Annotated in this window: 24 protein-coding genes; 16 read left to right on the top strand and 8 right to left on the bottom strand. The window is 70.7% G+C overall.

Features of this window, described 5'->3' with window-relative positions:
• Window position 1: 1 nt before the first annotated feature.
• From MRBLWH7_RS14660 to MRBLWH7_RS14630, 7 genes are all read right to left on the bottom strand, one after another.
• Window positions 2-472 carry a MerR family transcriptional regulator gene (locus MRBLWH7_RS14660; protein ID WP_341995731.1) on the bottom strand — a complete coding sequence of 157 codons (471 nt, stop codon included), beginning with the start codon at window positions 470-472 and terminating at the stop codon, window positions 2-4.
• 108 nt (window positions 473-580) lie between these two features.
• Entirely contained in the window at window positions 581-1,579 is a 999-nt protein-coding gene (locus MRBLWH7_RS14655; RefSeq protein ID WP_341995729.1) for a DnaJ C-terminal domain-containing protein, read from the bottom strand.
• A 15-nt stretch (window positions 1,580-1,594) separates the two neighbouring features.
• A complete protein-coding gene (locus tag MRBLWH7_RS14650) occupies window positions 1,595-2,212 on the bottom strand; it encodes a nucleotide exchange factor GrpE (RefSeq protein ID WP_341995728.1) in 618 nt (205 codons plus the stop codon).
• Between the two features lie 2 nt (window positions 2,213-2,214).
• Window positions 2,215-4,086 (bottom strand): molecular chaperone DnaK, encoded by a 1,872-nt coding sequence (dnaK, locus tag MRBLWH7_RS14645; protein ID WP_341995725.1) that lies wholly within the window; start codon window positions 4,084-4,086, stop codon window positions 2,215-2,217.
• A 203-nt stretch (window positions 4,087-4,289) separates the two neighbouring features.
• Complete coding sequence (locus MRBLWH7_RS14640; protein WP_341995723.1) at window positions 4,290-5,489, bottom strand: cation:proton antiporter; 1,200 nt, start codon at window positions 5,487-5,489, stop codon at window positions 4,290-4,292.
• 1 nt (window position 5,490) lies between these two features.
• Complete coding sequence (locus tag MRBLWH7_RS14635; RefSeq protein ID WP_341995721.1) at window positions 5,491-5,979, bottom strand: TrkA C-terminal domain-containing protein; 489 nt, start codon at window positions 5,977-5,979, stop codon at window positions 5,491-5,493.
• A 96-nt stretch (window positions 5,980-6,075) separates the two neighbouring features.
• Window positions 6,076-7,659 carry an MFS transporter gene (locus MRBLWH7_RS14630; protein ID WP_341995719.1) on the bottom strand — a complete coding sequence of 528 codons (1,584 nt, stop codon included), beginning with the start codon at window positions 7,657-7,659 and terminating at the stop codon, window positions 6,076-6,078.
• Between the two features lie 81 nt (window positions 7,660-7,740).
• On the opposite strand from MRBLWH7_RS14630, the gene MRBLWH7_RS14625 reads away from it, so the two are divergent.
• From MRBLWH7_RS14625 to MRBLWH7_RS14615, 3 genes are all read left to right on the top strand, one after another.
• A complete protein-coding gene (locus tag MRBLWH7_RS14625; protein WP_341995717.1) occupies window positions 7,741-9,222 on the top strand; it encodes an MFS transporter in 1,482 nt (493 codons plus the stop codon).
• Between the two features lie 123 nt (window positions 9,223-9,345).
• Window positions 9,346-9,927, top strand: coding sequence for a hypothetical protein (locus MRBLWH7_RS14620; RefSeq protein WP_341995716.1), 582 nt, complete (start codon window positions 9,346-9,348; stop codon window positions 9,925-9,927).
• Window positions 9,928-10,049: 122 nt separating this feature from the next.
• On the top strand, window positions 10,050-12,095 hold the full coding sequence (locus MRBLWH7_RS14615; protein ID WP_341995711.1) for a VWA domain-containing protein: 2,046 nt from the start codon (window positions 10,050-10,052) through the stop codon (window positions 12,093-12,095).
• A 91-nt stretch (window positions 12,096-12,186) separates the two neighbouring features.
• Here the strand turns inward: MRBLWH7_RS14615 and MRBLWH7_RS14610 are convergent, their stop codons facing one another.
• The gene (locus tag MRBLWH7_RS14610; RefSeq protein WP_341995709.1) at window positions 12,187-12,792 is read right to left on the bottom strand and encodes a MarR family winged helix-turn-helix transcriptional regulator; all 606 of its coding nucleotides are present in this window, start codon (window positions 12,790-12,792) and stop codon (window positions 12,187-12,189) included.
• 117 nt (window positions 12,793-12,909) lie between these two features.
• Between MRBLWH7_RS14610 and MRBLWH7_RS14605 the strand changes: the two genes are divergently transcribed.
• The 13 genes from MRBLWH7_RS14605 to MRBLWH7_RS14545 all read left to right on the top strand — a co-directional run bounded on the left by MRBLWH7_RS14605 (window position 12,910) and on the right by MRBLWH7_RS14545 (window position 26,029).
• The gene (locus tag MRBLWH7_RS14605) at window positions 12,910-13,869 is read left to right on the top strand and encodes a hypothetical protein (protein ID WP_341995707.1); all 960 of its coding nucleotides are present in this window, start codon (window positions 12,910-12,912) and stop codon (window positions 13,867-13,869) included.
• Window positions 13,870-14,014: 145 nt separating this feature from the next.
• Window positions 14,015-14,704 carry a sirohydrochlorin chelatase gene (locus tag MRBLWH7_RS14600; protein WP_341995705.1) on the top strand — a complete coding sequence of 230 codons (690 nt, stop codon included), beginning with the start codon at window positions 14,015-14,017 and terminating at the stop codon, window positions 14,702-14,704.
• A gap of 176 nt (window positions 14,705-14,880) precedes the next feature.
• Window positions 14,881-16,608 (top strand): nitrite/sulfite reductase, encoded by a 1,728-nt coding sequence (locus MRBLWH7_RS14595; protein ID WP_342002067.1) that lies wholly within the window; start codon window positions 14,881-14,883, stop codon window positions 16,606-16,608.
• Complete coding sequence (locus tag MRBLWH7_RS14590; RefSeq protein ID WP_341995703.1) at window positions 16,605-17,348, top strand: phosphoadenylyl-sulfate reductase; 744 nt, start codon at window positions 16,605-16,607, stop codon at window positions 17,346-17,348. Before MRBLWH7_RS14595 ends, MRBLWH7_RS14590 begins: the two co-directional genes overlap by 4 nt.
• The gene (cysD, locus tag MRBLWH7_RS14585) at window positions 17,345-18,304 is read left to right on the top strand and encodes a sulfate adenylyltransferase subunit CysD (RefSeq protein WP_341995701.1); all 960 of its coding nucleotides are present in this window, start codon (window positions 17,345-17,347) and stop codon (window positions 18,302-18,304) included. Before MRBLWH7_RS14590 ends, cysD begins: the two co-directional genes overlap by 4 nt.
• Window positions 18,304-19,614, top strand: a complete 1,311-nt coding sequence (locus tag MRBLWH7_RS14580) for a GTP-binding protein (RefSeq protein WP_341995699.1) — start codon at window positions 18,304-18,306, stop codon at window positions 19,612-19,614. The genes cysD and MRBLWH7_RS14580 overlap by 1 nt, the downstream gene beginning before the upstream one ends.
• Window positions 19,615-19,669: 55 nt before the next feature.
• A complete protein-coding gene (locus MRBLWH7_RS14575; protein WP_341995697.1) occupies window positions 19,670-20,752 on the top strand; it encodes an ABC transporter substrate-binding protein in 1,083 nt (360 codons plus the stop codon).
• A gap of 2 nt (window positions 20,753-20,754) precedes the next feature.
• Entirely contained in the window at window positions 20,755-21,606 is an 852-nt protein-coding gene (locus MRBLWH7_RS14570) for an ABC transporter ATP-binding protein (protein ID WP_341995696.1), read from the top strand.
• Entirely contained in the window at window positions 21,596-22,522 is a 927-nt protein-coding gene (locus MRBLWH7_RS14565; RefSeq protein WP_341995694.1) for an ABC transporter permease, read from the top strand. The genes MRBLWH7_RS14570 and MRBLWH7_RS14565 overlap by 11 nt, the downstream gene beginning before the upstream one ends.
• On the top strand, window positions 22,519-23,307 hold the full coding sequence (gene cobA, locus MRBLWH7_RS14560) for a uroporphyrinogen-III C-methyltransferase (RefSeq protein ID WP_341995692.1): 789 nt from the start codon (window positions 22,519-22,521) through the stop codon (window positions 23,305-23,307). The genes MRBLWH7_RS14565 and cobA overlap by 4 nt, the downstream gene beginning before the upstream one ends.
• 43 nt (window positions 23,308-23,350) lie before the next feature.
• Window positions 23,351-24,745, top strand: coding sequence for an FAD-dependent oxidoreductase (locus MRBLWH7_RS14555; protein WP_341995689.1), 1,395 nt, complete (start codon window positions 23,351-23,353; stop codon window positions 24,743-24,745).
• Window positions 24,742-25,071, top strand: coding sequence for a ferredoxin (gene fdxA, locus MRBLWH7_RS14550; RefSeq protein WP_045299416.1), 330 nt, complete (start codon window positions 24,742-24,744; stop codon window positions 25,069-25,071). The genes MRBLWH7_RS14555 and fdxA overlap by 4 nt, the downstream gene beginning before the upstream one ends.
• Window positions 25,064-26,029, top strand: a complete 966-nt coding sequence (locus MRBLWH7_RS14545; RefSeq protein WP_341995687.1) for an NAD(P)/FAD-dependent oxidoreductase — start codon at window positions 25,064-25,066, stop codon at window positions 26,027-26,029. Before fdxA ends, MRBLWH7_RS14545 begins: the two co-directional genes overlap by 8 nt.

The following is a 26,029-nucleotide window of genomic DNA, read 5'->3' as shown; positions in this document are numbered from 1 at the left end:
GTCAGCCCTCCGGAGTCTGCCCGGGCGGCTCGCTCTGCTGCTCGATCGGCGCGCGCGGACGCCACACGACGACCTCGGTCGCGCGGCGGACCCGCGTGCCGTGCCGAAGCGTCACGACCGACCCGGTGGAGCCGGCCGCGAACACGCGCGCCCCCGGCCGCTTCTCGAGCTCGGCACGCATACGGTCCTCGAGGTCGCGGACGCGGCCGTGGAGTTCCTGCACGCGGTTCTCGAGCTCGAGGATGCGCACGATCGCGGGCAGGCCGATGCCGTCCGACGACATGCGAGCGACTTCGCGGAGCTGCTCGACGTGCCGCAGCGAGTAACGGCGGGAACCGCCCTGGGTACGGGCGGGCACGACCAGCCCGAGCCGGTCGTACTGGCGAAGCGTCTGCGGGTGCATGCCCGACAGCTCGGCGGCGACGGCGATCGCGAAGATCGGGGCATCCTCGTCGATGTCGTCCTCGGTCATTCTCGTCACCTCCTCATCGCTCACGAGAACAGGAGATCTCGCCAGCACAGGACGCTTCGCCGCGGAATCGTCCTGTTCTCGCCAGATCTCCTGTTCTCGGCCAGCATCTCAGCCCTGCGCCTTGGCCATCAGGTCGGCGCGCGGGTTCTCCTTCGACTCGAGGCTCTGGAAGCGCTCGAGCGCCTCGCGCGCGGCCTCGTCGAGGTGCGACGGCACGGCCACCTGCACCTCGGCGAGGAGGTCGCCGGTGCCCTTCGCCGTCTCGACGCCGCGCCCCTTGACGCGAAGCACGCGGCCGGACGGCGTGCCCGGGGCGACACGCAGCCGCACCGGATCCCCGCCGAGCGTCGGCACCTCGATGGTGGCGCCGAGCGCGGCCTCGGTGAACGTCACCGGCACGGTGACGCGCAGGTTGAGTCCGTCCCGCGTGAACACGGGGTGCGGTCGCACGGCGACCTGCACGACGATGTCGCCGTTCTCGCCGCCGTCCGGCGAGTGACGCCCGCGGCCGCGCAGCCGGATCTTCTGTCCGTCCGCGACGCCCGCGGGGATCTTCACCTTGAACGGCTTGCCGTCCTCGCCCTGCAGCGTGATGGTCTCGCCCTTGGTCGCCGTGACGAAGTCGATGGTCGTGCGCGCCGTGACGTCGGCACCGCGGGTCGGGCCGCCGAAGCCGCGGTAGCCGCCGCTCGGCTGCCCGAACCGCCCGGAGCCGAAGCCGGTGCCGCCCTGCTGCTGGTTGAACATCGCGAAGATGTCGTCGAAGTCCTCGGCGCTCTGATAGCGGGCGCCGCGGCCCTGGTTGAACATCGAGAAGACGTCCTCGAACCCCCCGGCTCCGCCCTGGCCGCCGGCGGTGAAGCGGGCGCCCGACCCCATCGCGCGGATCTGGTCGTACTCCTTGCGCTGCTCCGCGTCGGAGAGCACCGAATACGCCTCGCTGACCTCCTTGAACTTCGCCTCGGCGGCCGCGTCACCCTGGTTGGAGTCGGGGTGATACTTTCGCGCGAGCTTGCGATACGTCTTCTTGAGGTCAGCCTCGCTGACGTCCTTGGAGACGCCGAGCACCGAATAGAAGTCCTTGTCGAACCAGTCCTGACTGGCCATGGAGCCTCCTTCGGGTTATTCGGCGGGAACGGCGACGACGACCTTGGCCGGACGCAGCTCCACCGAGCCGAGACGGTAGCCGATCTCGACGACCTCGACGATCGTCTGCTCGGTCGCGCCCGGCGTCGGCACCTGGAAGATCGCCTCGTGCTGCTGCGGGTCGAACGTCTCGCCGGCCGCGCCGTAGGTGGTGAGCCCGATGCGCTCGGCGACGCCGCGGAGCTTGTCCGCGATCGCGGCGAACGCCGACCCCTCCTCGAGGTCGCCGTGCTTCTCCGCACGGTCGAGGTCGTCGAGCACCGGCAGGATGCCCTTCGCGACCGCGCCCTGCGCGCGCTCGATCTCGAGCTCGCGCTGGTCCTCGGTGCGGCGGCGGTAGTTGGCGTACTCGGCCTGCAGTCTCTTGAGATCGTTCAGCAGCTGCGACTCGAGGTCGGCGAGCACGGCGTCCTCGGCCGCCGCGTCCGCGTTCTGCGCGGCGCCGAGGATGTCGTCGACCGTGAGCTCGTCGTCCTGCCCGTCCTGCGGCGCGGGGCCGGAGGCGTTCGCCTCCGACCCCTCGCCCTCAGGCCGGACCTCTTCGCCGTCTCCCGGTTCTTCGACCGGTTCGCGGTTGTGGTCCTTGTTCGCCATGGTTACTTCTTCTCGTCCTCTTCGTCCACGACCTCGGCGTCGACGACGTCCTCATCGGAGTCCGTCGGAGCCTGGCCGTCGCCCGCTGCGCCGGCGGCGGCATCCGGAGCCGACGGCGAAGCCTGGCTCGAGGCGTAGATCGCCTCGCCGAGCTTGCCCTGGCTCTGGTTGAGCTTGTCGAACGCGGTCTTCACGGCGTCGTCGTCCTCGCCCGCCAGTGCGGTCTTGAGTGCGTCGACGTCGCCCTGGACCTCGGTCTTGACGTCCTCGGGGAGTTTGTCCTCGTTCTCCTTGATGAGCTTCTCGATCGAGTACGACAGCGTCTCGGCCTGGTTGCGCACCTCGGCGGCCTCGCGACGCTTCTTGTCGTCGGCGGCGTGCTCCTCGGCCTCGCGCACCATGCGCTCGATGTCGTCCTTCGGCAGGGACGAGCCGCCGGTGATCGTCATCGACTGCTCCTTGCCGGTGCCCTTGTCCTTCGCGGACACGTGGACGATGCCGTTCGCGTCGATGTCGAAGGTGACCTCGATCTGCGGGATGCCGCGCGGCGCCGGCGCGATGCCGGTCAGCTCGAACGTGCCCAGCGGCTTGTTGTCGCGGGTGAACTCGCGCTCGCCCTGGAAGACCTGGATCGCGACCGACGGCTGGTTGTCGTCGGCGGTCGTGAAGGTCTCCGAACGCTTGGTCGGGATGGCGGTGTTGCGCTCGATGAGCTTCGTCATGATGCCGCCCTTGGTCTCGATGCCGAGGCTCAGGGGGGTCACGTCGATGAGGAGGACGTCCTTGCGCTCGCCCTTGAGGACACCGGCCTGGAGGGCCGCACCGACGGCGACGACCTCGTCCGGGTTCACGCCCTTGTTGGGCTCCTGGCCGCCGGTCTCGCGCTTGACGAGCTCGGACACCGCGGGCATGCGGGTCGAGCCGCCGACGAGCACGACGTGGTCGATGTCGCCGACCTTGATGCCGGCCTCGCGGATGACGTCCTCGAAGGGCTTCTTGGTGCGGTCGAGGAGGTCCTTGGTGAGGTCCTCGAACTTCGCGCGCGTGATCGTCTCCGACAGCGACACGGGGCCCGAGTCGGTCAGCGACAGGTACGGCAGGTTCACCGACGTGCTCGTCGACGAGGAGAGCTCCTTCTTCGCCTGCTCGGCGGCCTCCTTGAGGCGCTGCAGCGCGATCTTGTCGCCCGAGACGTCGACACCGGTGGTGTCCTTGAACTGCTTGATCAGGTAGTCGACGACGCGCTGGTCCCAGTCGTCGCCGCCGAGGCGGTTGTCACCGGCGGTCGCGCGCACCTGGATGGTCGAGAAGTCGTCGTCCTTGCCCACCTCGAGGAGGGAGACGTCGAAGGTACCGCCACCGAGGTCGAAGACGAGGATGAGCTCGTCCTCCTTGCCCTTGTCGAGGCCGTAGGCCAGAGCCGCCGCGGTGGGCTCGTTGATGATGCGCAGCACGTTGAGGCCAGAGATCTCGCCGGCCTCCTTGGTGGCCTGGCGCTCGGCGTCGTTGAAGTATGCGGGCACCGTGATGACGGCATCCGTCACCGTGTCGCCCAGGTACTGCTCGGCGTCGCGCTTGAGCTTCTGCAGGATGCGCGCGGAGATCTCCTGCGGCGTCCAGTGCTTGCCGTCGACGTCGAAGCCCCAGTCGGTGCCCATGTGGCGCTTGACCGACGAGACGGTGCGGTCGACGTTGGTGACGGCCTGGCGCTTGGCGGTCTCGCCGACGAGCACCTCGCCGTCCTTGGTGTACGCGACGACCGACGGGGTCGTGCGGAAGCCCTCGGCGTTCGCGATGACCTTGGGCTCGCCGCCCTCGAGGACGCTCACGACCGAGTTGGTCGTACCGAGGTCGATTCCAACAGCACGTGCCATGTGTTTCTCTCCTTCATATGGGCGCAGACGGATGCTGCCACCCGGGGTTACAGGGAAGTCTTCTCGCGACCCACCATGAGGTTGAGTCGCGATGGCTCAACCATACGCCCGGGACGGAGCATCCGTCAAATCAAAGTTGATATGGAACGGCTCAACTTTCATACCGTCGTCCTGGAGCAGTCGGGCACACGGATGCTGCGGCATCAGGCCGCGCTCACCCCTCGTGGTCGACGGCCGGCCTGCACCTGCCCCGCCCACCCTTCGAACCACTTCGTGTCGGGCAGTCGCGCCAGCAGAGGGCCGGCGATCATCGTGATCAGCACGTATGCGGTGGCGAAGACGGCGAGCGACCTGTCGACTCCGGCGCCGACGGCGAGCCCGGCGATCACGATCGAGAACTCCCCGCGGGGCGTGAGCGCGAATCCCGCACGCCATCGGCCGGCCTCTGCGATGCCCGCGGCACGAGCCGCCAGGTATCCGGTGAGGACCTTCGTCGCCATCGTCACGATCGCGAGTGCCGCGGCGGGGAGGAGAAACCTGACGATGTCGGCCGGATCGGTCGACAAGCCGAAGAACAGGAAGAACACCGACGCGAAGAGGTCGCGCAGCGGCGCCAGCAGTCGATGCGCGTGCGCCGCGACGGGTCCCGAGATCGCGATGCCCACGAGGAACGCGCCGACTGCGGCCGACACGTTGGCCTGTGCGGCGAGGCCCGCCACGATGAGCGTGAACCCGAGCACAGACAGCAGGAGCACTTCCGCGTTGCGGGACCAGACGAGGCGAGAGACGAGTTGTCCGTGCCGCAGCGCGATGTAGAGGATGAGCATGACCGCCGCAAGAGAGACGACGACCGTCACGAGGGCCGCGCCGGCGTCGAGACCGATGAGGACCGCCATGAGGATCGGCAGGTAGAACGCCATCGCCAGGTCCTCTATCACCAGGATCGACAGCACGACGGGCGTCTCCCGGTTCGCCAGACGCCCCAGATCGTGCAGCATCCTCGCGATCACGCCCGACGACGAGATCCACGTGATCCCTGCCATCGCGAGCGCGGCCACCGGCCCCCAGCCGAGGATGAGCGCGACCAGGGCCCCCGGGATCGCGCCCAGCAGCGCGTCGAGCGCGCCGGCACGCCGAGAGCGGCGAAGGTTGCCGAAGAGCTCATCAGCCGTGTACGTCAGCCCCAGCATCAGCAGCAGGAGGATCACGCCGATCTCAGCGCCCACCTCGATGAACTCCTCCCCCGAGCTGAACGGGAGCAGTCCTCCTTCCCCGAAGGCGAGTCCGGCCAGGAGGATCAGGGGGATCGACGAGATTCCGAGCCGTCCCGCGAGCCGGCCGAGCAGGGCGATCCCGAGGAGGAGCGCGCCGATCTCGATGAGAACGAGCGCCCCGTGGTCCATGTCACACTCCGTCGATGATCCGCGCGAGATGGTCCAGGCCCTCGGGGGTGCCCACCGCCACGACCGTGTCGCCCACGATCAAGGGATCGAGGGGCCCGGGTGCCGGCATCACCGCGCCGCCGCGGACGATCGCCACGATCGAGCATCGCGTCAACGTCCGCGCCCTCGTATCGCCGAGGGGACGGCCGGCGAACGGGCTGTCGGCACGCAGAGTGATGTTGGCCGTCGACAGGCCGTCGATCTGCTCCCGCAGGCCCGCCAGCTGGGTGAGGATCACGGAGCCCCCGAGCACCTCGGACAGGGCGGTGGCCTCTTCGTCGGTCAGCGCGAGCGTCTGCGCGGCACGGTCTGGATCACGCGCGTCCGCGACGGCGAGCTCGCGACCGCCGTCACGGAAGGTGATGACCGAGAGCCGGCGACCGGCGCTCGTCTCGAGGTCGTGCCGCACGCCGATCCCCGCGAGCTCTGCACGCTCCACATGCACGGACATGCCCTCATGATGGCACCGCACGCGAGGTCACGGTGAGGAATCTCCCGCCGCAGCCGCAACGGTCACGTCACACCGGCAGTGCCGTGGGCAGCGGGGTCACCCGCCCAGGACCCCCTCCGCCGCCTCGTTCGGCTTGGGATCGGGCAGACGCCGCATCCGGAACCCGTTGAGGACGCCGAGCACCGCCGCGAGGATCGGGATGAGCAGCGCGACCTGCAGCGCGATGTGGCGGGCCTCGGTGTTGATGCGCACCACCTCGGCCGACGCCTCCGGCGGCTCGTCGGCGAGGAGCTGCTCGAGCCCCGTGTTCGACATGAGCTCGGCGTCCTCCTCGAGCACCGTGGCCACCTGCTCCTGCTGCTCGGACGTGAGCACCGTGCTCGAGTACGCGAGCGAGGTGAACGAGGCCGCCAGGGTCGCGAGCATGATGGCGCCGGCGAACGCGAGGCCGAACGACAGGCCGAACGAGCCCGCAGCGGAATTGACGCCCGCGGCCTCGCTGACCCGCTCGTCGGAGATCGGCGACAGCGTGTAGTTGTTGAGCTGGGAGACCAGGAGCCCGAGACCCGACCCCGCGATGATGAGCGGGATCGTCAGGTACCACCCGTTGTCGGCGATGGGGACCAGCGGCACGATCGCGATGAGGCCGACGGCGGCGAGCGAGAAGCCCAGGAGGATGAGGTTCGCGGGGCGCCCCTTGGCCCGGCGGCCTGCCCAGATGGCGACCGCGAACATGCTGAGCGACAGCGGCGCGATCGACAGACCTGCCTGCAGGGCGTTGTACTCCAGCACCATCTGCAGATAGAGCGGGAGCACGATCATCGTGCCGCCGAGGGCGATCTGCTGCAGCAGCTGCCCGCTCACGCCGGTGCGGAAGGGCTTCGACGAGAACAGCGCCGGATCGAGGAGGACGGGCTTGCCGTGCTTCTTGCGCGAGTTGAGCCACCACGCCAGGCCGCCGAGCGCGACGGCGCCGAGGCCGATGATGATGCCGACGTAGCCGCCGCCCTCCTGCCACACCAGGATGCCGAGGACGACGCCGCCCATGCCGATGACCGACAGCGCCGCGCCCACGAGGTCGATGGAGCGGTCGCCCGTGTACGTGACGTCCTTCACGAGGCCGGCGCCGAGCAGCACGATCGCGATGATGACCGCCTCGAGGCCGAAGGCGACGCGATACGACCAGAAGGTGGTGATGAAGCCGCCGAGGAGGGGCCCGACGGCAGCCGCGATCGCGGCCGAGGCGCCCACCAGCGCGTAGACGCGCTTCTGGTGGCCGCCGGAGAAGTTGCCGTGGATGAGCGACTGCATGGAGGGGAGGAGAAGGGATGCTCCGATCCCGCCGATCACCGCCCAGAAGATGATGACGGCGGTCAGGCTCTGCGCGAACGTCATCGCCACCGCGCCGACCGCGTAGCCGCAGAGGCCCAGGATGTACGCGAGCTTGCGCCCGATGAGGTCGCCGGTCTTGCCGCCGATCAGGATGAATGCTGCAGAGACCAGGGCTTCGAGGGCAATCGCGCCCTGCACCCCGCTGGCGGTCGTGCCGAGTTCCTTCACCACCGCCGAGATCGAGACGTTCATGATCGACGTGTCGACCACGAGAACGAACATCGCCATCGCGAGAAGGAACGCGAGACGCCCGTTGAAGGTCGTCCCGGGCGAGGTTTCCCCTGTCATGAACGAAGCAAACCACCGCGGCGCCTCCGAGCGCTACGTTGATTCCGCACCAGTTCACCGAAGGGTCATAGTGTGACCGACATGAGCTCCCCCGCCCCCGGCTCCGACGAGCCCGGCACGCCGTCGACGCCCGCCTCTCCGGCGGAGTCCGGCCCCTCGTCCGAGCACGTGCTGTCGACCGCCGCCCTCAACACCGACGGCCTCGACGACACACCCGTGCCCGGGCGCCGCGTGTTCGCCTGGGCGCTGTGGGACTGGGCGACGCAGCCCTTCAACTCGGTCATCCTCACGTTCGTCTTCGTCTCGCTGTATCTCGTGTCGGACGCTTTCCTGCCGGCCGACATCGCGGCGCAGAACGCTGACGGCGGCGTGGTGTGCTCGAGCGCGGCCGACTCGGGCACGGCGTACTGCGGCGCGCTCGCCGATCTGTCGGAGTGGTACGGCTGGGTCACCTTCGCGGCCGGCATCCTGATCCTCCTGCTCGCGCCCGTGCTGGGTCAGCGCGCCGACGCGGCGGGCACCAAGAAGCGCTGGGTGGTCGGCGCGACCGCGGTGCTCGCGCTCCTCCAGTTCGCACTCTTCTTCGTGTACTCCGAGCCGCAGTTCTTCTGGCTCGGGGCGATCCTGGTCGCGCTCGGATCCGTCTCATCCGAGATCGCAGGCGTCAACTACAACGCGATGCTCGTGCAGGTCTCGACGCCGAAGACGATCGGCCGCGTCAGCGGGCTCGGCTGGGGAATGGGCTACATCGGCGGCATCCTCGCGCTCGCCCTCGTCGTCGTGCTCAACACGTTCGACTGGTTCGGCCTCGATGTGTCGGACGGCCTCGCCTACCGCCTCATCGCCGTCGGTGCGGCGGTGTGGACCGTGCTGTTCGCCCTGCCGTTCGTCTTCCTGGTGCCGGAGTCCCCGGCCGATCCCGGCCGCAGGAAGGTCGGGTTCTTCGAGGGGTACGCCGTGCTCGTGCACGACATCGTCGCGCTCTTCCGCGAGCACCGGCCGACCTTCTGGTTCCTCATCGCGAGCGCCGTCTACCGCGACGGCCTCGCGGGCGTCTTCGCATTCGGCGGAGTGCTCGCCGCGGTCTCGTTCGGGTTCAGCGCGACCGAGGTCATCGCGTTCGGCATCGCCCTGAACCTCGTCGCCGGTGTCTCCACGATCATCGCGGGCCGCCTCGACGACCGCTTCGGGGCGCGCGCGGTCATCATCACGGCGCTCACGATCCTCATCGTCAGCGCGCTGTTCGTCTTCTTCCTGCGCGAGGGTGGCAAGCCGGTGTTCTGGGTCGGCGGCATCATCCTGTCGGCAGCCGTCGGCCCGGCGCAGGCGTCGAGCCGATCGCTGCTCGCGCGCGTCACGCCGACCGGGATGCAGGGCGAGGTCTTCGGTCTCTACGCGACCACCGGACGCGTCATGAGCTTCCTGTCGCCGCTGCTGTGGGCGCTGTTCATCGGCTGGTTCGGCGCGACGCACTACGGCATCCTCGGCATCGTGATCGTGCTGCTCGTCGGACTCCTGCTCCTGCTTCCCGTGAAGCTGCGGCCCAAAGACATCACTCGCTGACCGCAGCGGATCGATCCCGCCGGTCGCAACACCCGTCGCATCGGATACCCTCACTTTCGGGCACCATGCGCACGGGGGGTCGTCGCGCACGCGTGCCTCACCTCGCCGAACCCGAGAGGCACCGTGACGACCCCGCCGATCCCGCGCCTGCGCGCCGAGCGCGCCGAGCACCTGCGCGCCGCGCGTCACCGCCGCGCGGTCGGCTACTGGTGGGTGCTGATCGCGTGGCTGCTGTCGATCTGGATCGGCACGTCGGTCGTGCCCCACGACTGGCTGCACGCGCCGGCGCTCTTCGGCCATCTGGCCTCCGTGATCGTGGGACTCGGGGCCGCCGTGCTGCTCGAGATGAGCGGACTGCTCTGGATGCTGCGCCGCACGTCTCTCGACGACCTCCGCCGCACCGAGCCCCCGGTGACGGCATTGGCATGGCTGGGCATCGCGGGCCTGCTCGCGACGGGCGCGTTCCTCCAGCCCGATCTCTCGCAGCCGCTCACCGCGATCAAGATGATCGCCGTGCTGGTCGCGGCGATGAACGGCGTGGCCATGACGAGACTGACCGACCAACTCGACCGATTGCCCGGCCGGGCACGGTTCTCGGCGCTCCCCGGCAGGCTGCGGCTCTGGTGCATCTGGAGCGCCGTCGTGTCGCAGACCGCCTGGTGGACCGCGGTCCTGATCGGCATGTTGAGCACCGCTTCACGGTGATCTCACGGCGTCCTCGCCCTCGCCTCGCAACATCACTCGGGTTAGGCTCTAGCCACACCGGACTTGGGACCGGTGCCCCCCGCCCGGCCTAACAGCCGTACCCGCTTTGAGGATCACCCCCCATGCGCGATGGAACGCGCGGCAACGAAGACGCCCCTGGCCCCCGCCGGGGCCAGACCTCCGAGCCGAAGACCGCACCCGAGACATCGGCGTCTTCGCCGACCCCCGCCCCGACCTTCTCGACCGCCACCGCGGCGTCGAAGCCGAGGAAGCCGTCCGCGATCGACGAGCGCCGCGAGCGCCGTCGCAAGCGCCGCCGTCAGGCGATCATCGCGACGACGATCGTCGGCATCGTGGTGCTGGTCGGCTCGATCGGCACCGTGTCGTACGCCATCATCTCGAACCTCGCCGGCACCGAGCAGCCGGCCGCCGGCCCCGCTCCCGAGGCGCCCGCCGTCGCCGAGCCGATGGTCTTCCCCGAGGACGAGCCCGCCGCCACCGCCGGCGCGGAGCCCTGCACGACCGTGCAGGTGCTGTCCTCGTTCGAGAACGCCGAAATGGTCGAAGGGCTCGCCGCCGCTTACAACAGCCAGCCGCGCAACGTCGCGGGCTCGTGCGTGACGGTCACCACGAGCCGCGAGAAGTCGGGCGTCGCCGCGGCCGTCGTGGCGACCGGCTTCCCGAACCTCGCCGACGACCAGAAGCCCACCGTGTGGCTGCCCGACTCGTCGACGTGGGTCGACGTGGCGCAGGCCGATGGCGCGACCAGCCTCCGCGCCGAGGGCACGAGCGTCGCGCTCTCCGACATCGTGCTGGCCATGCCCGAGGACCTGGCTGCGGCGATCGGGTGGGATGCCGAATCGCCGACGTGGGCCGAGATCTTCGAGTCCGCGGGCGACCCCGACCTCTGGAGCGGCCTCGGGCACCCCGAGTGGGGGGCGTTCAAGCTGGGCAAGACGAGCCCGCTCGTCGCGACGAGCGGTGAGGCCGCGATGTTCGCGTCCTACGGCACCGCCGCCGGCTCGATGACGGACTTCACCGCCCCCCAGGTGAAGGACCCCGCCGTGCAGGCGCAGGTGCACGAGAACGAGACGGCGACGAGCCATTACATGGCCACGCCCGAGCACTTCCTCTGGCACGCACGCCAGGCCGAGGCATCCGGTTCCGCCGCCGACTTCCTCTCGGCGGTCATCGTCGACGAGAAGTCGGTGTGGGATTACAACCGCGGCATCACGAGCCGCGACGGGATCACCCGCACGCAGGCCGATCCGCCGGCCGAGCAGCTCGTGCCGATCTACCCCGCCGACGGCTACTACACGGCCGACAACCCCGTCATGCGTCTCACCGGTGGGTGGATCGACCCGGTCGAGTCGGAGGCGGCGGCCGACTTCATCCGGTTCACGCAGACCGCGCAGGGCCAGGCGGCCGTGCGCACCGCGGGCTACCGCGACCTCAACCGTGACCTCGACGAGGGCGTCCAGCAGGTCGGGCAGCTGGACGGTGAGCAGGGCGGCATGCTCGCCTTCCCCGGTGCCGACGTCGTGACCGCGGTGCAGGCGTCGTTCCCCGACGTCCGCAAGCGGGCGAACGTGCTGTTCCTCCTCGACGTGTCGGGATCGATGGACGAGCCCATCTCGGCGAGCGACACGAAGCTCACCCAGGCCCGCAAGGCGATCGAGGCCGCCCTCGGCCACTTCACGAACGGCGACGACGTCGGCCTCGCCGCCTTCGCACAGGCGCCCGACGGCGCGATGGTCCCGGGTCTCGTGTCGCCGGTCTCCGACATCGGCTCGGCGCGCGACGGCTTCCTCGGCGCGCTCGGCGGGATCACCTCGATGGGCGACACCCCGCTCTACCAGGCGGTCGACACGTTCGCGGCGCAGCAGTCGGCATCGTGGTCGAGCGACCACATCAACGCGATCGTGCTGCTCTCGGACGGCGAGAACGACACCCCGAACGCCCCGACCATCGGCGCCGACCAGATGCTCGCGAACCTGAAGGACATGCACCACGCGACGCCGGTGCTCATCTTCACGCTCGCCTACGGCGCCGACGCCGACGTGGCGACGCTGCAGTCCATCTCGAGCGCGACGGGCGCGCACTACTACGACGCGACCGACCCGTCGAAGCTCGAGGCCGTGCTCGGCGATCTCGTCACCAGCTTCTGACCTAGGCCCGTATCGCGGCCGGGACACCGGTCGTCGAGCGAGCTTGCGAGTCGAAACGTGCCGGACCAGCGCGTAGCAGTGGGCCCCGCGACTACGACGCGTTGGGCCAGGAATCAGCGAGCTTGGTCAGCAGGCGCGCGAGCTCGGCGCGCTCCTCGTCGGTGAAGGCGGCGAGAGCCGAGTCGATCGCCTCGCGGCGTTCGCCACGGAATCCGCGCACCAGTCGGGTGCCGGTGTCCGTCAATGCGACGCGCGTGCGGCGGGCGTCGTCGGGGTCCGCCTCGCGCCGCACCAGATCCATCGCGACGGCCTGCTGGACGAGTCGCGACGCGCGAGGCTGATCGACGCCCACGGCGTCGGCGATCTCCCCCACCGAGAGCGGGTGGGATGCTGCGGCCAGCGCCTCGAGGAGCCTCATGCGTGCCGGGCCGCCGAAGCGCCCGCCCCCGGCCCAGGGTGGTGCCCCGCGACCCCATGGACCGCCGCGACCGGGGAACCCGTGGGTCGTGCCGTCTGCGTGGACGTGCTCCGCGCCGTCGCCGCCGTGACCGTGGGGGCCGGCGTGGCCGTGTGCGTGAGGGCCCGCCGAGTGCGGGCCCGGGCCTTCCATCCATGGCGGGCGAGGGCCCCGTCGTCCGCGCAGGCGGGCGAGGGCGGCGGCGATCGCCTCGGACGGGTCGTCGGGAGTGGACGGCATTCCTCCAATGTACATGCCACTTGACATGCATCTCTGATACATGTCACACTGCATGTACATGCACTTCGACATGTATCACCCGGCGGCCCTCCGAGCCGTCCTCGAAAGGACTTTCCCATGAACGACATCAACGACAACGAAGAGAACGACACCACCCGCCCCGCCGACGAGCGGCCGCTCGGCTACTGGCTGCGCGCGGTCGACGGTCTGTTGACGCGCCAGTTCGCGTCGGCGCTCGAGGCCGAGGGCATCACGCGACGCGACTGGATGCTGCTGAACGTGCTGTCGGGCGACATCGACGCCCCCGAGTTCCGTGAGCGTCTCGCTCGCAAGGGCAAGCGTCTGCGCGGCCTCGAGGAGCGCGGCTGGGCCGAGGAGCAGGGCGACGGAACGTGGACCCTGACCGACCTCGGCCGCTCCGAGAAGGAGCGCATCGGCGCGATCGTGGGCGGCATCCGCACCCGTGTGGTCGCCGCCGTCGGCGACGACGAGGCCTATGCGGCGCTGACCGGCTCCCTCGAGGCGATCGCCCGCGAGCTCGGCTGGGACGAGAACACCACCGGCCCCGAGCGCGGCTTCGGCGGCTTCGGGCGGCCCGGCTTCGGTCCGCGCTCCCGTCCCGGTTTCGGGGCATTCGGCCCCGGCTTCGGCCCCGGCTTCGGCGGGCGTCCGCGTCCGTTCGACCCCGACGTGCACGACGGCTACGGCCGCAACCGTCACCGCGGCTTCGGTCCCGGGCGCCCCGGCCACCCCGCCGAGCGCTTCGACGAGCCGATGCGCGGCTACGGAGATGACGGATGCCACGGCCACCACCCGCACGCCGGCCACGGCCACCACGACCATGAGGCCCACGGCCACCCGCACGCCGGCCCCGGTCACCACGGCGGTCACCACCCGCACGCCGGCCACGGCCACCACGACCACGAGGCCCACGGCCACCCGCACGGCGAGCACGGTCACCGCGGCGGTCACCACGGCCACGGTCGCGGCGACCACGGCGGACGCCGCACCCAGCAGGCGTACGAGCGCGGCTTCGACGCCGGCTTCGCACGCGGCCGGGAGTCCGGCGCGGCCTGAGCCGCAGCATCCGTGATCTCGACACCCGCCGAGAAACCATATTCGCGGCGAGACACCATGCCCGGCATGGTGTCTCGCCGCGTTCGTGATTTCTCGGCACGGACGCCGTCACACGCGCGACACAAGCCGGGGGCACAATGGGCGCGTGACCACCGCGCCCGCGCTCCTCGCCATCTCGCACGGAACGTCGTCGCCCGCGGGGCAGGCGGCCGTCGCGTCGCTGGTGGATGCCGTCGCACGACGCCTCCCCGACGTCACGGTGCGGCTCGGGCACGTGGACGTGCAGCAGCCCGATGTCGCAGCATCCCTCGACGCGATCCCGGAGGGGGCGCCCGTCGTGATCGTGCCCCTGCTGCTCTCAGCGGGGTATCACGTGCGGGTCGACCTCATCGAGCAGTCCGCGGGGCGGGACGGCGTCGTGATCGCCCCGGCGCTCGGTCCGGACCCGCGCCTGGTGGACGCACTGATCGCGCGTCTGGAACCCCTCGGTCCGGACGACGCCCTCGTGCTCGCGGTGGCGGGCTCCACTGACGACCGCGCGAACGAGGACTGCCGCGAGATCGGACGGATGCTGAGCGCCAGACTCGACCGGGAGGTCACGGTCGGCTTCCTCGCGGCGGCAGACCCGCGCGTCGACGTCGCAGTCGCCCAGGCCGGCGAGCACGCCGGGCGCGTCGTCGTGGCCGACTACCTTCTCGCCCCGGGCTACTTCCACGACCTCGCCGTGCGGCTCGCCGCAGGCGCCCCCGTCGCGCCGCCTCTGCTCGGCGCCGATGAGCCGCCGGCATCCCTCGTCGACATCGTGGTCGATCGCTACAACGAAGCCGCAAGGTAGTCGGATCGAGTCCACAAAGGCCGCACTCGCAACTGTGTGACGCCCCATTACGTCGGTTAACGCCTCTTGACGCTCGGATAGGTCTCACGCGCGACCGCTTCTAGATTCGCGGAATGGACTCGATAGGGTCCCGCCCGGGGGACGCCCCGGGAATCACCCCGGAGGCCACCGTGACCATCAGCGACACCGAAGCGCGCGAAGCCGCAGAGCGCCCGCGCGCGGCCGTGCGCCCGCCGCGCGCGTCGTCGAAGCCGAACGGCCAGTGGAAGGTCGACGGCACCACCCCGCTCAACGGCAACGAGGAGTGGAAGCAGGTCGACAACGGTCTGAGTGTCCGCGACCGCATCGAGAACGTCTACTCGCAGGGTGGCTTCGCCTCGATCGACCCGACCGACCTGCACGGGCGGTTCCGCGTCTGGGGCCTCTACACGCAGCGCAAGCCCGGCATCGACGGCGGCCGCACCGCGACCCTCACGCCCGAGGAACTCGAGGACGAGTACTTCATGATGCGCGTGCGCATCGACGGCGGCCAGCTCACCACCGAGCAGCTGCGCGTCATCGCCGGCATCTCCACCGACTTCGCACGCGACACCGCCGACCTCACCGACCGCCAGAACGTGCAGCTGCACTGGGTGCGCGTCGAGGACGTGCCCGAGATCTGGCGCCGCCTCGAGGCCGTCGGCCTCGGCACGACCGAGGCGTGCGGCGACGTGCCCCGCGTCATCCTCGGCTCCCCCGTCGCGGGCATCTCGGCCGACGAGCTGATCGACCCGACGCCGCAGATCGACGAGATCTCGTCGCGCTTCATCGGCGACGAGACGCTTGCGAACCTGCCGCGCAAGTTCAAGTCCGCGATCACCGGCCACCCGAGCCAGGACGTCGTGCACGAGATCAACGACGTCGCCTTCGTCGCGGTCGAGCACCCCGAGCTCGGCATCGGCTACGACCTGTGGGTCGGCGGCGGCCTCTCGACCACCCCGCGCCTTGCGGAGCGCCTCGGCGTCTTCGTCTCGCCGGAGCGGGTCGCGGATGCCTGGCACGGCGTCGCGCAGATCTTCCGCGACTACGGCTACCGGCGCCTGCGCAACAAGGCGCGCCTGAAGTTCCTGCTCGCTGAGTGGGGCGCCGAGAAGTTCCGCCAGGTGCTGCAGGACGAGTACCTCGGCTACGCCCTGCCCGACGGTCCCGCCGCCCCGAAGCCGCTCACGCAGGGCGACCACGTCGGCGTGCACAGGCAGAAGGACGGTCGCTTCTACATCGGGGCGACGCCGATCGTCGGCCGCGTCTCGGGCCTGACGCTCGCGAGGCTCGCCGACCTGCTCGAAGCCCACGGCTCGACGCGGCTGCGCACCACGCCGCATCAGAAGCTCGTGTTCCTCGACATCGCCGAGGAGAACGTCGAGTCGTTCATCGCGGGCCTCGACGAACTGGGCCTGTCGGCGCGTCCGAGCCTCATCCGCCGCGGCACGATCGCCTGCACCGGCATCGAGTTCTGCAAGCTCGCGATTGTCGAGACCAAGGCCTACGCGACGGCGGCGGTGCTCGACCTCGAGAAGCGTCTCGAGCAGTTCGAGCTGCCGCATCCGATCTCGCTCCACGTCAACGGCTGCCCCAACTCGTGCGCCCGCATCCAGACCGCCGACATCGGCCTCAAGGGCCAGCTGGTCACGATCGACGGCGAGCAGGTTCCCGGCTACCAGGTGCACCTCGGCGGTGGGCTGGTCAGCGCCGACCGCGACGACGCCGGCCTCGGCCGCACCGTTCGCGGCCTCAAGGTCGCCGCCGACGGCATCGCCGACTACACCGAGCGCGTCGTCAAGCGCTTCCTCGCCGACCGCGACGTGGCCGCCGACGAGACGTTCGCCCAGTGGGCCCACCGCGCCGAAGAGGAGGCCCTCCAGTGACCGTCTCGCTCGCCCCCCGCGTGGCCGTCAAGCGCTCGCACGAAGAGCTCGCCGCCCTCGCCGAACAGGGCAACCTCGAGCTCGGCAGCCTGACCGACCACGAGGCATCCGCCGCCGAGGTGGTCGCGTGGGTCGCACGGAATTTCGGAACGGATGCCGCGGCCGTCGCCTGCTCGATGGCCGACGCCGCTCTCCCCCACCTCGTGGCCGAGCAGCTGCCCGGCGTCGACGTGCTCTTCCTCGACACCGGGTACCACTTCACGGAGACGTACGCGACGCGCGACGAGGTGCAGCGCGCGCTCGACGTGCGGATCGTCGACATCACGCCCGACCAGACCGTCGCGGAGCAGGACGCCGAGTTCGGCGCGAAGCTCTTCGAGCGCGACCCCAGCCTGTGCTGCGCGCGTCGCAAGGTCGCGCCCCTGCAGGGCGCCCTCGGCGGCTACGAGGTGTGGTTCACGGGTGTGCGCCGCGACGAGGCGCCGACCCGCACGAACACGCCCCTCGTGACGTGGGACGAGCGCAACGGCTTGGTGAAGGTGAACCCGGTCGCCGCGTGGAGCTTCGACGACGTGCTCGAGTACGCCGCCGCGCACAAGGCGCCGGTGAACCTGCTCGTCGGGTTCGGCTACCCCTCGATCGGCTGCGAGCCGTGCACGAAGCCGGTCGCGCCCGGCGAAGACCCCCGATCCGGCCGCTGGGCCGGCTCCTCGAAGACCGAATGCGGGCTCCACGAATGACCCTCTCGAACACTCAGGACGTTTCGACTCGCTCGTTCCCTGCTCGCTCGACGACCGGGCAGAGTGCGCTGTCCACGCTCGACCTGCTCGAGGCCGAGGCGATCCACGTCATCCGCGAGGTCGTCGCCGAGTTCGAGCGGCCCGTGCTGCTGTTCTCCGGCGGCAAGGACTCCGTCGTGGTGCTGCACCTCGCGACCAAGGCGTTCGCGCCGGGCAAGGTGCCCTTCCCGGTGCTTCACGTCGACACCGGCCACAACTTCCCCGAGGTCCTCGCCTTCCGCGACGAGACCGTCGAGCGCCTCGGCATCCGTCTGGAAGTCGCCCGCGTGCAGGACTACATCGACGACGGCCGCCTGCAGGAACGCGCCGACGGCACCCGCAACCCGCTGCAGACGCTGCCGCTGCTCGACGCGATCGCCGCCGGCCGCCACGACGCCGTCTTCGGCGGCGCACGTCGCGACGAGGACAAGGCCCGGGCGAAGGAGCGCATCATCTCGCTGCGCGACGAGTTCGGCCAGTGGGACCCGCGCAACCAGCGTCCCGAGCTCTGGAGTCTCTACAACGGCCGCCACACGCCGGGTCAGCACGTGCGCGCCTTCCCGATCTCGAACTGGACCGAGCTCGACGTCTGGCGCTACATCGAGCGCGAGGGCATCGCGCTGCCGCCGCTGTACTTCGCACACGAGCGCGACGTGTACGCCCGCGACGGCATGTGGCGTCCCGTCGGCCCGTTCTCGCCCCCGCGCGAGAACGAGACCGTCGAGCGCCGCACGGTGCGCTACCGCACGGTCGGCGACATGAGCTGCACCGGAGCGGTGGAGTCGGATGCCGCGGACCTCGCCGCGATCGTCGCCGAGGTGGGCATCTCCACGATCACCGAACGCGGCGCCACCCGCGCCGACGACCGCCTCAGCGAGGCGGCCATGGAGGACCGCAAGAAGGACGGGTACTTCTGATGACCGCGACTCTCACCGCCCAGCCGACGCTGTTCCGGTTCGCTACGGCGGGCTCGGTCGACGACGGCAAGTCGACGCTCGTCGGCCGCCTGCTGCACGACTCCAAGGCGATCCTCGCCGACCAGCTCGAGCAGGTCGCGCGCACGTCGGCCGACCGCGGCTTCGCGCACGGTTCCTTCGACTTCGCACTCCTGACCGACGGTCTGCGCGCCGAGCGCGAGCAGGGCATCACGATCGACGTCGCCTACCGCTACTTCTCGACGGGCGCGCGGTCGTTCATCCTCGCCGACTGCCCCGGGCACGTGCAGTACACGCGGAATATGGTCACCGGCGCGACGACCGCCGACGCCGTGATCGTGCTCGTCGACGGCCGCAAGGGCGTGCTCGAGCAGACGAAGCGCCACCTCGCCGTCGTGGCGCTGCTGCGCGTTCCGCACGTCATCGTCGCCGTCAACAAGATCGACCTCGTCGGCTTCTCGAAGGAGACGTTCGCCGACGTCGCGGCACAGGCGGAGGCCGTGGCGGCCGAGCTCGGCATCGAGGACCTGCACGTCATCCCGGTGTCGGCACTCGAGGGCGACAACATCGTCGACCGCTCGGAGCGCACGCCGTGGTACGAGGGACCGGCGCTGCTCGAGCTGCTCGAGACCCTTCCCGCCGCCGATGACGCCGAGCGCGAGGTCGAGCCGCTGCGCCTGCCGGTGCAGCTCGTGCTGCGTCCGCAGGGCGGCCTCGCCCCCGGCATCGACCCGGCCGAAGCCGAGCGCCTGCGCGACTACCGCGCCGTCGCCGGCCGCATCTCGAGCGGCGTCGTGCGAATCGGCGACCGGGTCGAGATCTTCCCGGGGGGCTCGACCACCACGGTCACCGGCATCCGCGCCGCGGGTGCCGAGGTCGAGGAAGCGACGGCTCCACAGTCCGTCTCGCTCGAGTTCGACCGCGACATCGACACCGCGCGCGGAGCCCTCGTGGGCGCAGCGGGCACGCTGCCCGCGGGGCGTCGCGAGTTCGATGCCGAGCTCTTCCAGCTCGACGCGCGGACGCTGACGCCCGGCATCCGTGTGCTCGTCAAGCACGGCACCGCGACGGTGCAGGCCATCGTCGCGCAGATCGAGTCGCGCTATGACCTCGACGCGCTCACGCACGAGCCGGCGCAGACGCTCGAGACCAACGACATCGGCCGCGTGCGGGTGCGGCTGGCGGCAGACCTGCCGCTCGAGCCGTACGCGACCAGCCGCCACGGGGGCTCGTTCCTCGTGATCCATCCGTCCGACGGCGCGACTCTCGCCGCCGGCATCGTGCGCGACTGAACCCGTCCGCATCTCATCCCACACAGGCGACACCGAACCTTAAGGAGGCGACACCGTGAACAAGATCCGCACCGCGACAGCACTCACAACCCTGGGACTCGTGGCAGCGATGATGGCCGGCTGCGCCTCCGCCGCGGCGGATTCGAGCGAGTCGTCAGCCGGGGGCGAAAGCCCGTCGGTGGGCGAGGTGCGGCTGGGGTACTTCGCGAACGTCACCCACGCGCCGGCGCTGGTGGGGCTGGAGGAGGGTCTCTTCGCCGACGCGCTCGGTGATGACGTCGAGGTCACGACGCAGGTGTTCAACGCCGGCCCGGCCGCGATCGAGGCGCTGTCGGCGGGGGCGATCGACGCGACCTATATCGGCCCGAACCCGTCGATCAACACGTTCATCCAGTCCGGCGGCCAGTCCGCCCGGATCGTCGCGGGCGCGGCGACCGGTGGGGCGGCGCTGGTGGTGCGCGACGGCATCGACGAGGCGGCGGACCTGGCGGGCACCACGATCGCGACGCCGCAGCTGGGTAACACGCAGGACGTCGCGGCGCGGGTGTGGCTGGCCGACCAGGGGTTCCAGACCGACACGTCCGGGGGTGGGGATGTGCAGCTCACGCCGACCGAGAACGCGCAGACGCTGACGCTGTTCCAGGACGGGCAGCTGGACGGTGCGTGGCTGCCCGAGCCGTGGGTGTCGCGGCTGATCGTGGACGCCGGCGCGCATGTGCTGCAGGACGAGGCCGAGCTGTGGGAGGACGGGCAGTTCCCCACCACCGTGCTGCTGGTGCGCGCCGAGTTCCTCGACGAGCACCCCGACGTGGTCGCCGACCTGCTGAAAGGTCACGAGGCCGCGGTGCAGTGGATCGCCGACAACCCCGACCAGGCGCCGGCCGTGATCAACGGCGCGATCGAGAAGGAGACCGGCAAGCCGCTCGCGGACGCCGTCATCACCCGCGCGCTGGAGCACGTGAGCTTCTCGGTCGACCCGCACGCCGACACCTTCGAGACCCTGGTGGAGAACGGCATCCAGGCCGGCACCCAGAAGGACGGCTCCATCGACGGCCTGTTCGACCTGCGCCTGCTCAACAAGCAGCTCGAAGCCGAAGGCCAAGAACCCGTCTCCGCCGCCGGACTCGGCGAGGACTGACCATGAGCACCGCACCCGGCCCAAAGGCAGCTTCCGCGATCGCTTCCGCGGGCACGTCCAAACCGCTCGTCCCGAGCTTCGACAGCGTCACGCCGGTCCCCGTGGCCGCTCCTGCCACCCCACCCGCCGTGCGCATCGACGGCGTCTCCAAGCGCTTCGGCACCGGCCCGGTCGTCCTCGACGATGTCTCACTCGACATCGCGCCAGGTGAGTTCGTCTGCCTGCTGGGGGCGTCCGGCTGCGGCAAGTCGACACTGCTGAACCTCGTCGCGGGACTCGACAAGCCCAGCGCGGGCCGCATCCAAACCCCCGCCGAGGGCTCTGCCGTGATGTTCCAGGAGTCGGCGCTCATGCCGTGGCTCACGGCCCGCAAGAACGTCGAGCTCGCGCTGCGCCTGCGCGGCGTCCCCCGCGGCGAACGCCGCGAGAAGGCGCTCGCCCTCCTCGACACCGTGAACCTGGCGGATGCCGCCGAGAAGCGCCCGCACGAGCTCTCGGGCGGCATGCGCCAGCGCGTGGCACTGGCCCGCGCCCTCGCGCAAGACCGGCCGGTGCTGCTGATGGACGAGCCGTTCGCCGCGCTCGACGCGATCACGCGCGACCTGCTCCACGAAGAGCTCGAGCGCGTCTGGCGCGCGACCGGCCGCACGATCGTGTTCGTCACCCACAACGTGCGCGAGGCCGCGCGCCTCGGCCAGCGCGTCGTTCTCATGGGCAGCCGGCCCGGCCGCATCGTCCAGGAGTGGAAGATCGCGAAGACGACCGGCCGGCGCATCGAGTCGCCCGAGGTCGCCGCCCTCTCGGTGGAGATCACCGAGCAGCTGCGCAAGGAGATCCGCCGCAATGCCGCTTGAGACCCCCGCCGCCCTGCGGCAGGCCGCCGACAGCGCCGCCGTACCCTTCGCCGACGACCTTCGGTCGCTCGAGGCCGGCCTGGACCGGCTGCAGACCGACGCAGCCGCGGGCACGGGCCGCTGGCGCCGCATCGCGCAGAGCGTCGTGCCGCCGATCGTGTTCCTCGTCCTGCTGATCGTCGCCTGGCAGCTGTACGTCGTGATCGCCGAGCCGCGCCCCGACAAGGTTCCGAGCCCCCTGGACGTGTGGAACGCGCTGGGCCTGGCCTGGGAAACCGGCCGCCTGCAGGAGGCCGTCGCCACCAGCCTCGAGCGCGGTGTCGTCGGCTTCCTCATCGCGATCGTGGTCGGCACGCCGATCGGCCTGCTGCTCGCCGAGGTCCGCCCGATCCGCCGGGCCGTCGGACCGATCATCTCGGGCCTGCAGGTGCTGCCGTCGGTCGCCTGGGTGCCCGCCGCCATCATCTGGTTCGGCCTGTCGGACGCGACCGTCTACTTCGTCATCCTGATGGGCGCCATCCCGTCGATCGTGAACGGCCTCATCGCCGGCATCGACCAGGTGCCGCCGCAGCTGCGGCGCGTCGGCACCGTACTCGGCGCCTCGCGCTGGCAGCTGGCCACGTCGGTCATCCTGCCGGCCGCGCTCCCCGGCTACCTCGCCGGGCTCAAGCAGGGCTGGGCCTTCTCGTGGCGCTCGCTCATGGCCGCCGAGATCATCGCGACGGGCGGCTCGATCGGCTTCGGGCTGGGCTCGATGCTCGACCAGTCGCGCGAGCTCGCCGACATGGCCGGCGTGCTCGCCACGATCATCCTCATCCTCGCCATCGGCATCCTCATCGAGCTCGTCTTCTTCGGACCGCTGGAGCGACGGATGCTGAAGCGCCGCGGCCTGCTCATCACCGGGGGTGCGCGATGACCGGCAAGGTGTGGCTCGTCGGCGCGGGACCGGGTGACGCCGGGCTCCTCACCGTCAAGGGCCTGCGCGCCCTCGAGGCGGCCGACGTCATCGTCGCCGACCGCCTCGGTGCGCGCGCGGTGCTCGAGGGGCTCGCTGCCGACGGCGTCGAGCTGCGGGCCGAGGTCGTCGACGTGGGCAAGCGGCCGGGTCACCACGCCGTGCCGCAGGACGCCATCAACGCGCTGCTCGTCCACCTCGGCCAAGAGGGCAAGACCGTCGTCCGACTCAAGGGCGGCGACCCCTACGTCTTCGGCCGCGGCGGCGAGGAGCTGCAGGCCTGCCAGGAGGCGGGCGTCGCCGTAGAGGTCGTGCCCGGCATCACCAGCGCCATCTCGGTGCCAGCGATCGCCGGCATCCCGCTCACCCATCGTGGTGTCGCGACGGCCTTCACCGTCGCCACCGCCCACGACCAGATCGAAGCCCTCGGCGGCGGGCGCGACCACACCGTCGTGCTGCTCATGGGGATCGGCACGCTCGCGAACTCCACGATCACGCTGGCCCGCGGCGAGCGCGGCGCGGACTGCCCCGTCGCCGTCGTCGAGGACGGATACGGACCCCGCCAGCGGGTCACGGTCGGCACGCTCTCGACCATCGCGCACCAGGCCGCGGAACGAGGCATCCGTTCCCCCGCCGTCGTGGTCGTCGGCGATGTGGTGCGGCTCAGCCCGTACGCGCCCGCCGAGCTGGCAACCCTCGATCTCACCCGTTTCGACCCGTTCACCCCGCCGCGCCGGCGCGCCTGACGGCCGCCGCGCGTCCTCTCCGCCTGACCCGAAAGACACCACTGTGACCTCTTCGAGCCTCCAGAACCTCCGCGTCGCGATCGTCGGCGCCGGTCCCGCCGGCATCTACGCGGGCAACATCCTCACGAACTCCGTGGTCGAGGCGGGCGGTACCGTCGCCATCGACCTGTTCGAGTCGCTGCCCGCGCCCTACGGCCTGATCCGGTACGGCGTCGCCCCCGACCACCCCCGCATCAAGGGCATCGTCAACTCCCTGCACGAGATGCTCGATGCCGGCACCACGCGCTTCATCGGCAACGTCGAGGTCGGCCGCGACATCTCGATCGACGAGCTTCAGGAGCGCTACGACGCCGTGATCCTCGCCACCGGCGCGATCCGCGACGCCGCACTCGACATCCCCGGCATCGACCTGCCCGGGTCGTACGGCGCCGCCGACTTCGTCGCGTGGTTCGACGGCCACCCGGACGTCCCCACCGAGTGGACGCTCGACCAGCCCGAGGTCGCCGTCATCGGCAACGGCAACGTCGCCCTCGACGTCGCCCGCATCCTGGCCAAGCACGCGGTGGACCTCCGCTCGACCGAGATCGCCGACAACGTGCTCGCGGGCCTCGAGGCGTCGGCCGTCACCGACGTGCACGTCTTCGGCCGCCGCGGCCCCGCCGACATCAAGTTCACGCCGATCGAGCTGCGCGAGCTCGGCGAGGTGCCGAACGTCGACATCGTCGTGAGCGACGAGGACTTCGCCTACCTCGAGGGCTTCACGCCCGCGAACAACCAGCTCAAGGTCATGCTCCGCATCCTCGAGAGCTGGCGCACGCGCGAGTCGACCGGCGCGAGCCGCCGCCTGCACCTGCACTTCTACCACTCGCCTGTCGAGGTGCTCGGCGACGGCAAGGTCGAGGGCCTCCGCTTCGAGCGCACGGAGCCGATCGAGGACGGCCGAGTGCGCGGCACCGGCGAGTTCCGCGAGTACCCGGTGCAGCAGGTATACCGGGCAGTCGGCTACTACGGCACGCCGGTCATCGACGCGCCGTTCGACGAGAAGGCAGGCGTCGTCTCGAACGTCGAAGGACGGGTGAAGGATGCTGCGGTGACGGGTGACTCGGAGGCGCCGGTGATCGCCGGCCTCTACGCCACCGGCTGGATCAAGCGCGGGCCGGTCGGCCTCATCGGCCACACGAAGTCCGACGCGATGGAGACCATCGCGCACCTCGTCTCGGACGTCGAGGCCGGACGCCTGTCGGCTCCGACCGTCGACGGCGATGTGCTCGACGTGCTGGAGGAGCGCGACGTCGCCTTCACGACGTGGGACGGCTGGCTCGCCCTCGACGCGCACGAGCGTTCGCTCGGCGCCGAGCACCTCCACACGCGTGAGCGCGTCAAGGTCGTGCCGCGCGACGAGCAGGTCGCCATCTCGCGGGGAGCGCTCGTCCAGTGACGTACGTGATCGCTCTGCCGTGCGTCGATGTGAAGGACCGCGCGTGCATCGACGAGTGCCCGGTGGACTGCATCTACGAGGGTGAGCGGTCGCTGTACATCCACCCCGACGAGTGCGTCGACTGCGGCGCTTGCGAGCCGGTGTGCCCGGTCGAGGCGATCTACTACGAAGACGACCTGCCCGAGGAATGGCAGGACTACTACACCGCGAACGTCGAGTTCTTCGACGACATCGGGTCGCCCGGCGGTGCGGCCAAGACCGGCGTCATCGCGAAGGACCACCCGGTCATCGCGGCGCTTCCTCCCCAAGGAGACGGCCATGACTGATCCCACGTCCGCCGCACCCACGACCGAGGTCGATGTCGTCATCATCGGCGGCGGCCCCGCAGGGCTGTCGGCGGCGCTCAACCTCGGGCGTTCCCGCGCGTCGGTCGTCCTCGTCGACGCCGGCCGGCCCCGCAACGCCGCGACCCTGCGCTCGCACGGCTTCCTCACGCGGGACGGCGTCCCGCCGCTCGAGCTGCGCAAGCTCGCGCGGGCCGAGCTCCGCGCCTATCCCGACGTGCAGGTGTTCGATCGCACCGTCGTGACGGCGCTGCAGGAGCGCGACTGCGGCGAGGGGCTCCGCTTCCTCGCCGCACTGCAGGGCCGTGGGAACGGCATCCCACCCGCCGTCGCCGCGCGCTCGGTGCTCGTCGCGACGGGCCTGCGCGAGACGCTCCCCACCATCCCGAGCCTGCGGGCCTTCTATGGCATGACCCTCTTCAGCTGCGCCGCATGCGACGCGTGGGAGCTCCAGGACCGGCGGCTCGCCCTCATCGGCGAGACCCGCGACCTCGCCGCCCGCGCCCGGCTCATCGCCCGCTGGACCGACAGGCTCACCGTCTTCACCAACGGGACGGATGCGGTGGACACGGTCGAAGAGGCCGAGCTCGCAGCATCCGGGATCGTCGTCGAACGACGGGTCATCGAAGACCTCGAAGGCGACCGCGGCACGGTGTCGGCGGTGCGCCTCGCCGACGGCGCGCGCGTCGAGATCGACGGCGGGTTCGTGCGGCCGCAGTGGCACCCGGCGCTGGACTTCGTCGGCGGCATCGACCTCGAGCGCGACGGGTTCGGCAACCTGGTGACCGATCGCTCGGGACGCACGTCGGCGCCGGGCGTGTATGCCGCGGGGGATGCTGCGTCGCCCGGCCCCCAGCAGCTCATCGTCGCCGCGGGCCAGGGCGCACGGGCGGCCGCCGTGATGGTGCACGATCTCGTCGGGGTGCGCACCGCCCACTGA

The sequence above is a fragment of the Microbacterium sp. LWH7-1.2 genome, from assembly GCF_038397755.1.
Lineage (GTDB): Bacteria > Actinomycetota > Actinomycetes > Actinomycetales > Microbacteriaceae > Microbacterium.
This window is presented reverse-complemented; position numbering and strand designations above follow the sequence as displayed.

Excerpts from the sequence above, each read along its gene's own strand:
- MRBLWH7_RS14650 (WP_341995728.1), bottom strand. The coding sequence starts at position 2,212 with ATGGCGAACAAGGACCACAACCGCGAACCGGTCGAAGAACCGGGAGAC.
- cysD (WP_341995701.1), top strand. The coding sequence starts at position 17,345 with ATGACCCTCTCGAACACTCAGGACGTTTCGACTCGCTCGTTCCCTGCT.
- MRBLWH7_RS14570 (WP_341995696.1), top strand. The coding sequence starts at position 20,755 with ATGAGCACCGCACCCGGCCCAAAGGCAGCTTCCGCGATCGCTTCCGCG.
- MRBLWH7_RS14635 (WP_341995721.1), bottom strand. The coding sequence starts at position 5,979 with ATGTCCGTGCATGTGGAGCGTGCAGAGCTCGCGGGGATCGGCGTGCGG.
- MRBLWH7_RS14610 (WP_341995709.1), bottom strand. The coding sequence starts at position 12,792 with ATGCCGTCCACTCCCGACGACCCGTCCGAGGCGATCGCCGCCGCCCTC.
- MRBLWH7_RS14580 (WP_341995699.1), top strand. The coding sequence starts at position 18,304 with ATGACCGCGACTCTCACCGCCCAGCCGACGCTGTTCCGGTTCGCTACG.
- dnaK (WP_341995725.1), bottom strand. The coding sequence starts at position 4,086 with ATGGCACGTGCTGTTGGAATCGACCTCGGTACGACCAACTCGGTCGTG.
- MRBLWH7_RS14615 (WP_341995711.1), top strand. The coding sequence starts at position 10,050 with ATGCGCGATGGAACGCGCGGCAACGAAGACGCCCCTGGCCCCCGCCGG.
- cobA (WP_341995692.1), top strand. The coding sequence starts at position 22,519 with ATGACCGGCAAGGTGTGGCTCGTCGGCGCGGGACCGGGTGACGCCGGG.
- MRBLWH7_RS14640 (WP_341995723.1), bottom strand. The coding sequence starts at position 5,489 with ATGGACCACGGGGCGCTCGTTCTCATCGAGATCGGCGCGCTCCTCCTC.
- MRBLWH7_RS14625 (WP_341995717.1), top strand. The coding sequence starts at position 7,741 with ATGAGCTCCCCCGCCCCCGGCTCCGACGAGCCCGGCACGCCGTCGACG.
- MRBLWH7_RS14605 (WP_341995707.1), top strand. The coding sequence starts at position 12,910 with ATGAACGACATCAACGACAACGAAGAGAACGACACCACCCGCCCCGCC.
- MRBLWH7_RS14565 (WP_341995694.1), top strand. The coding sequence starts at position 21,596 with ATGCCGCTTGAGACCCCCGCCGCCCTGCGGCAGGCCGCCGACAGCGCC.
- MRBLWH7_RS14660 (WP_341995731.1), bottom strand. The coding sequence starts at position 472 with ATGACCGAGGACGACATCGACGAGGATGCCCCGATCTTCGCGATCGCC.
- MRBLWH7_RS14545 (WP_341995687.1), top strand. The coding sequence starts at position 25,064 with ATGACTGATCCCACGTCCGCCGCACCCACGACCGAGGTCGATGTCGTC.
- MRBLWH7_RS14655 (WP_341995729.1), bottom strand. The coding sequence starts at position 1,579 with ATGGCCAGTCAGGACTGGTTCGACAAGGACTTCTATTCGGTGCTCGGC.
- MRBLWH7_RS14630 (WP_341995719.1), bottom strand. The coding sequence starts at position 7,659 with ATGACAGGGGAAACCTCGCCCGGGACGACCTTCAACGGGCGTCTCGCG.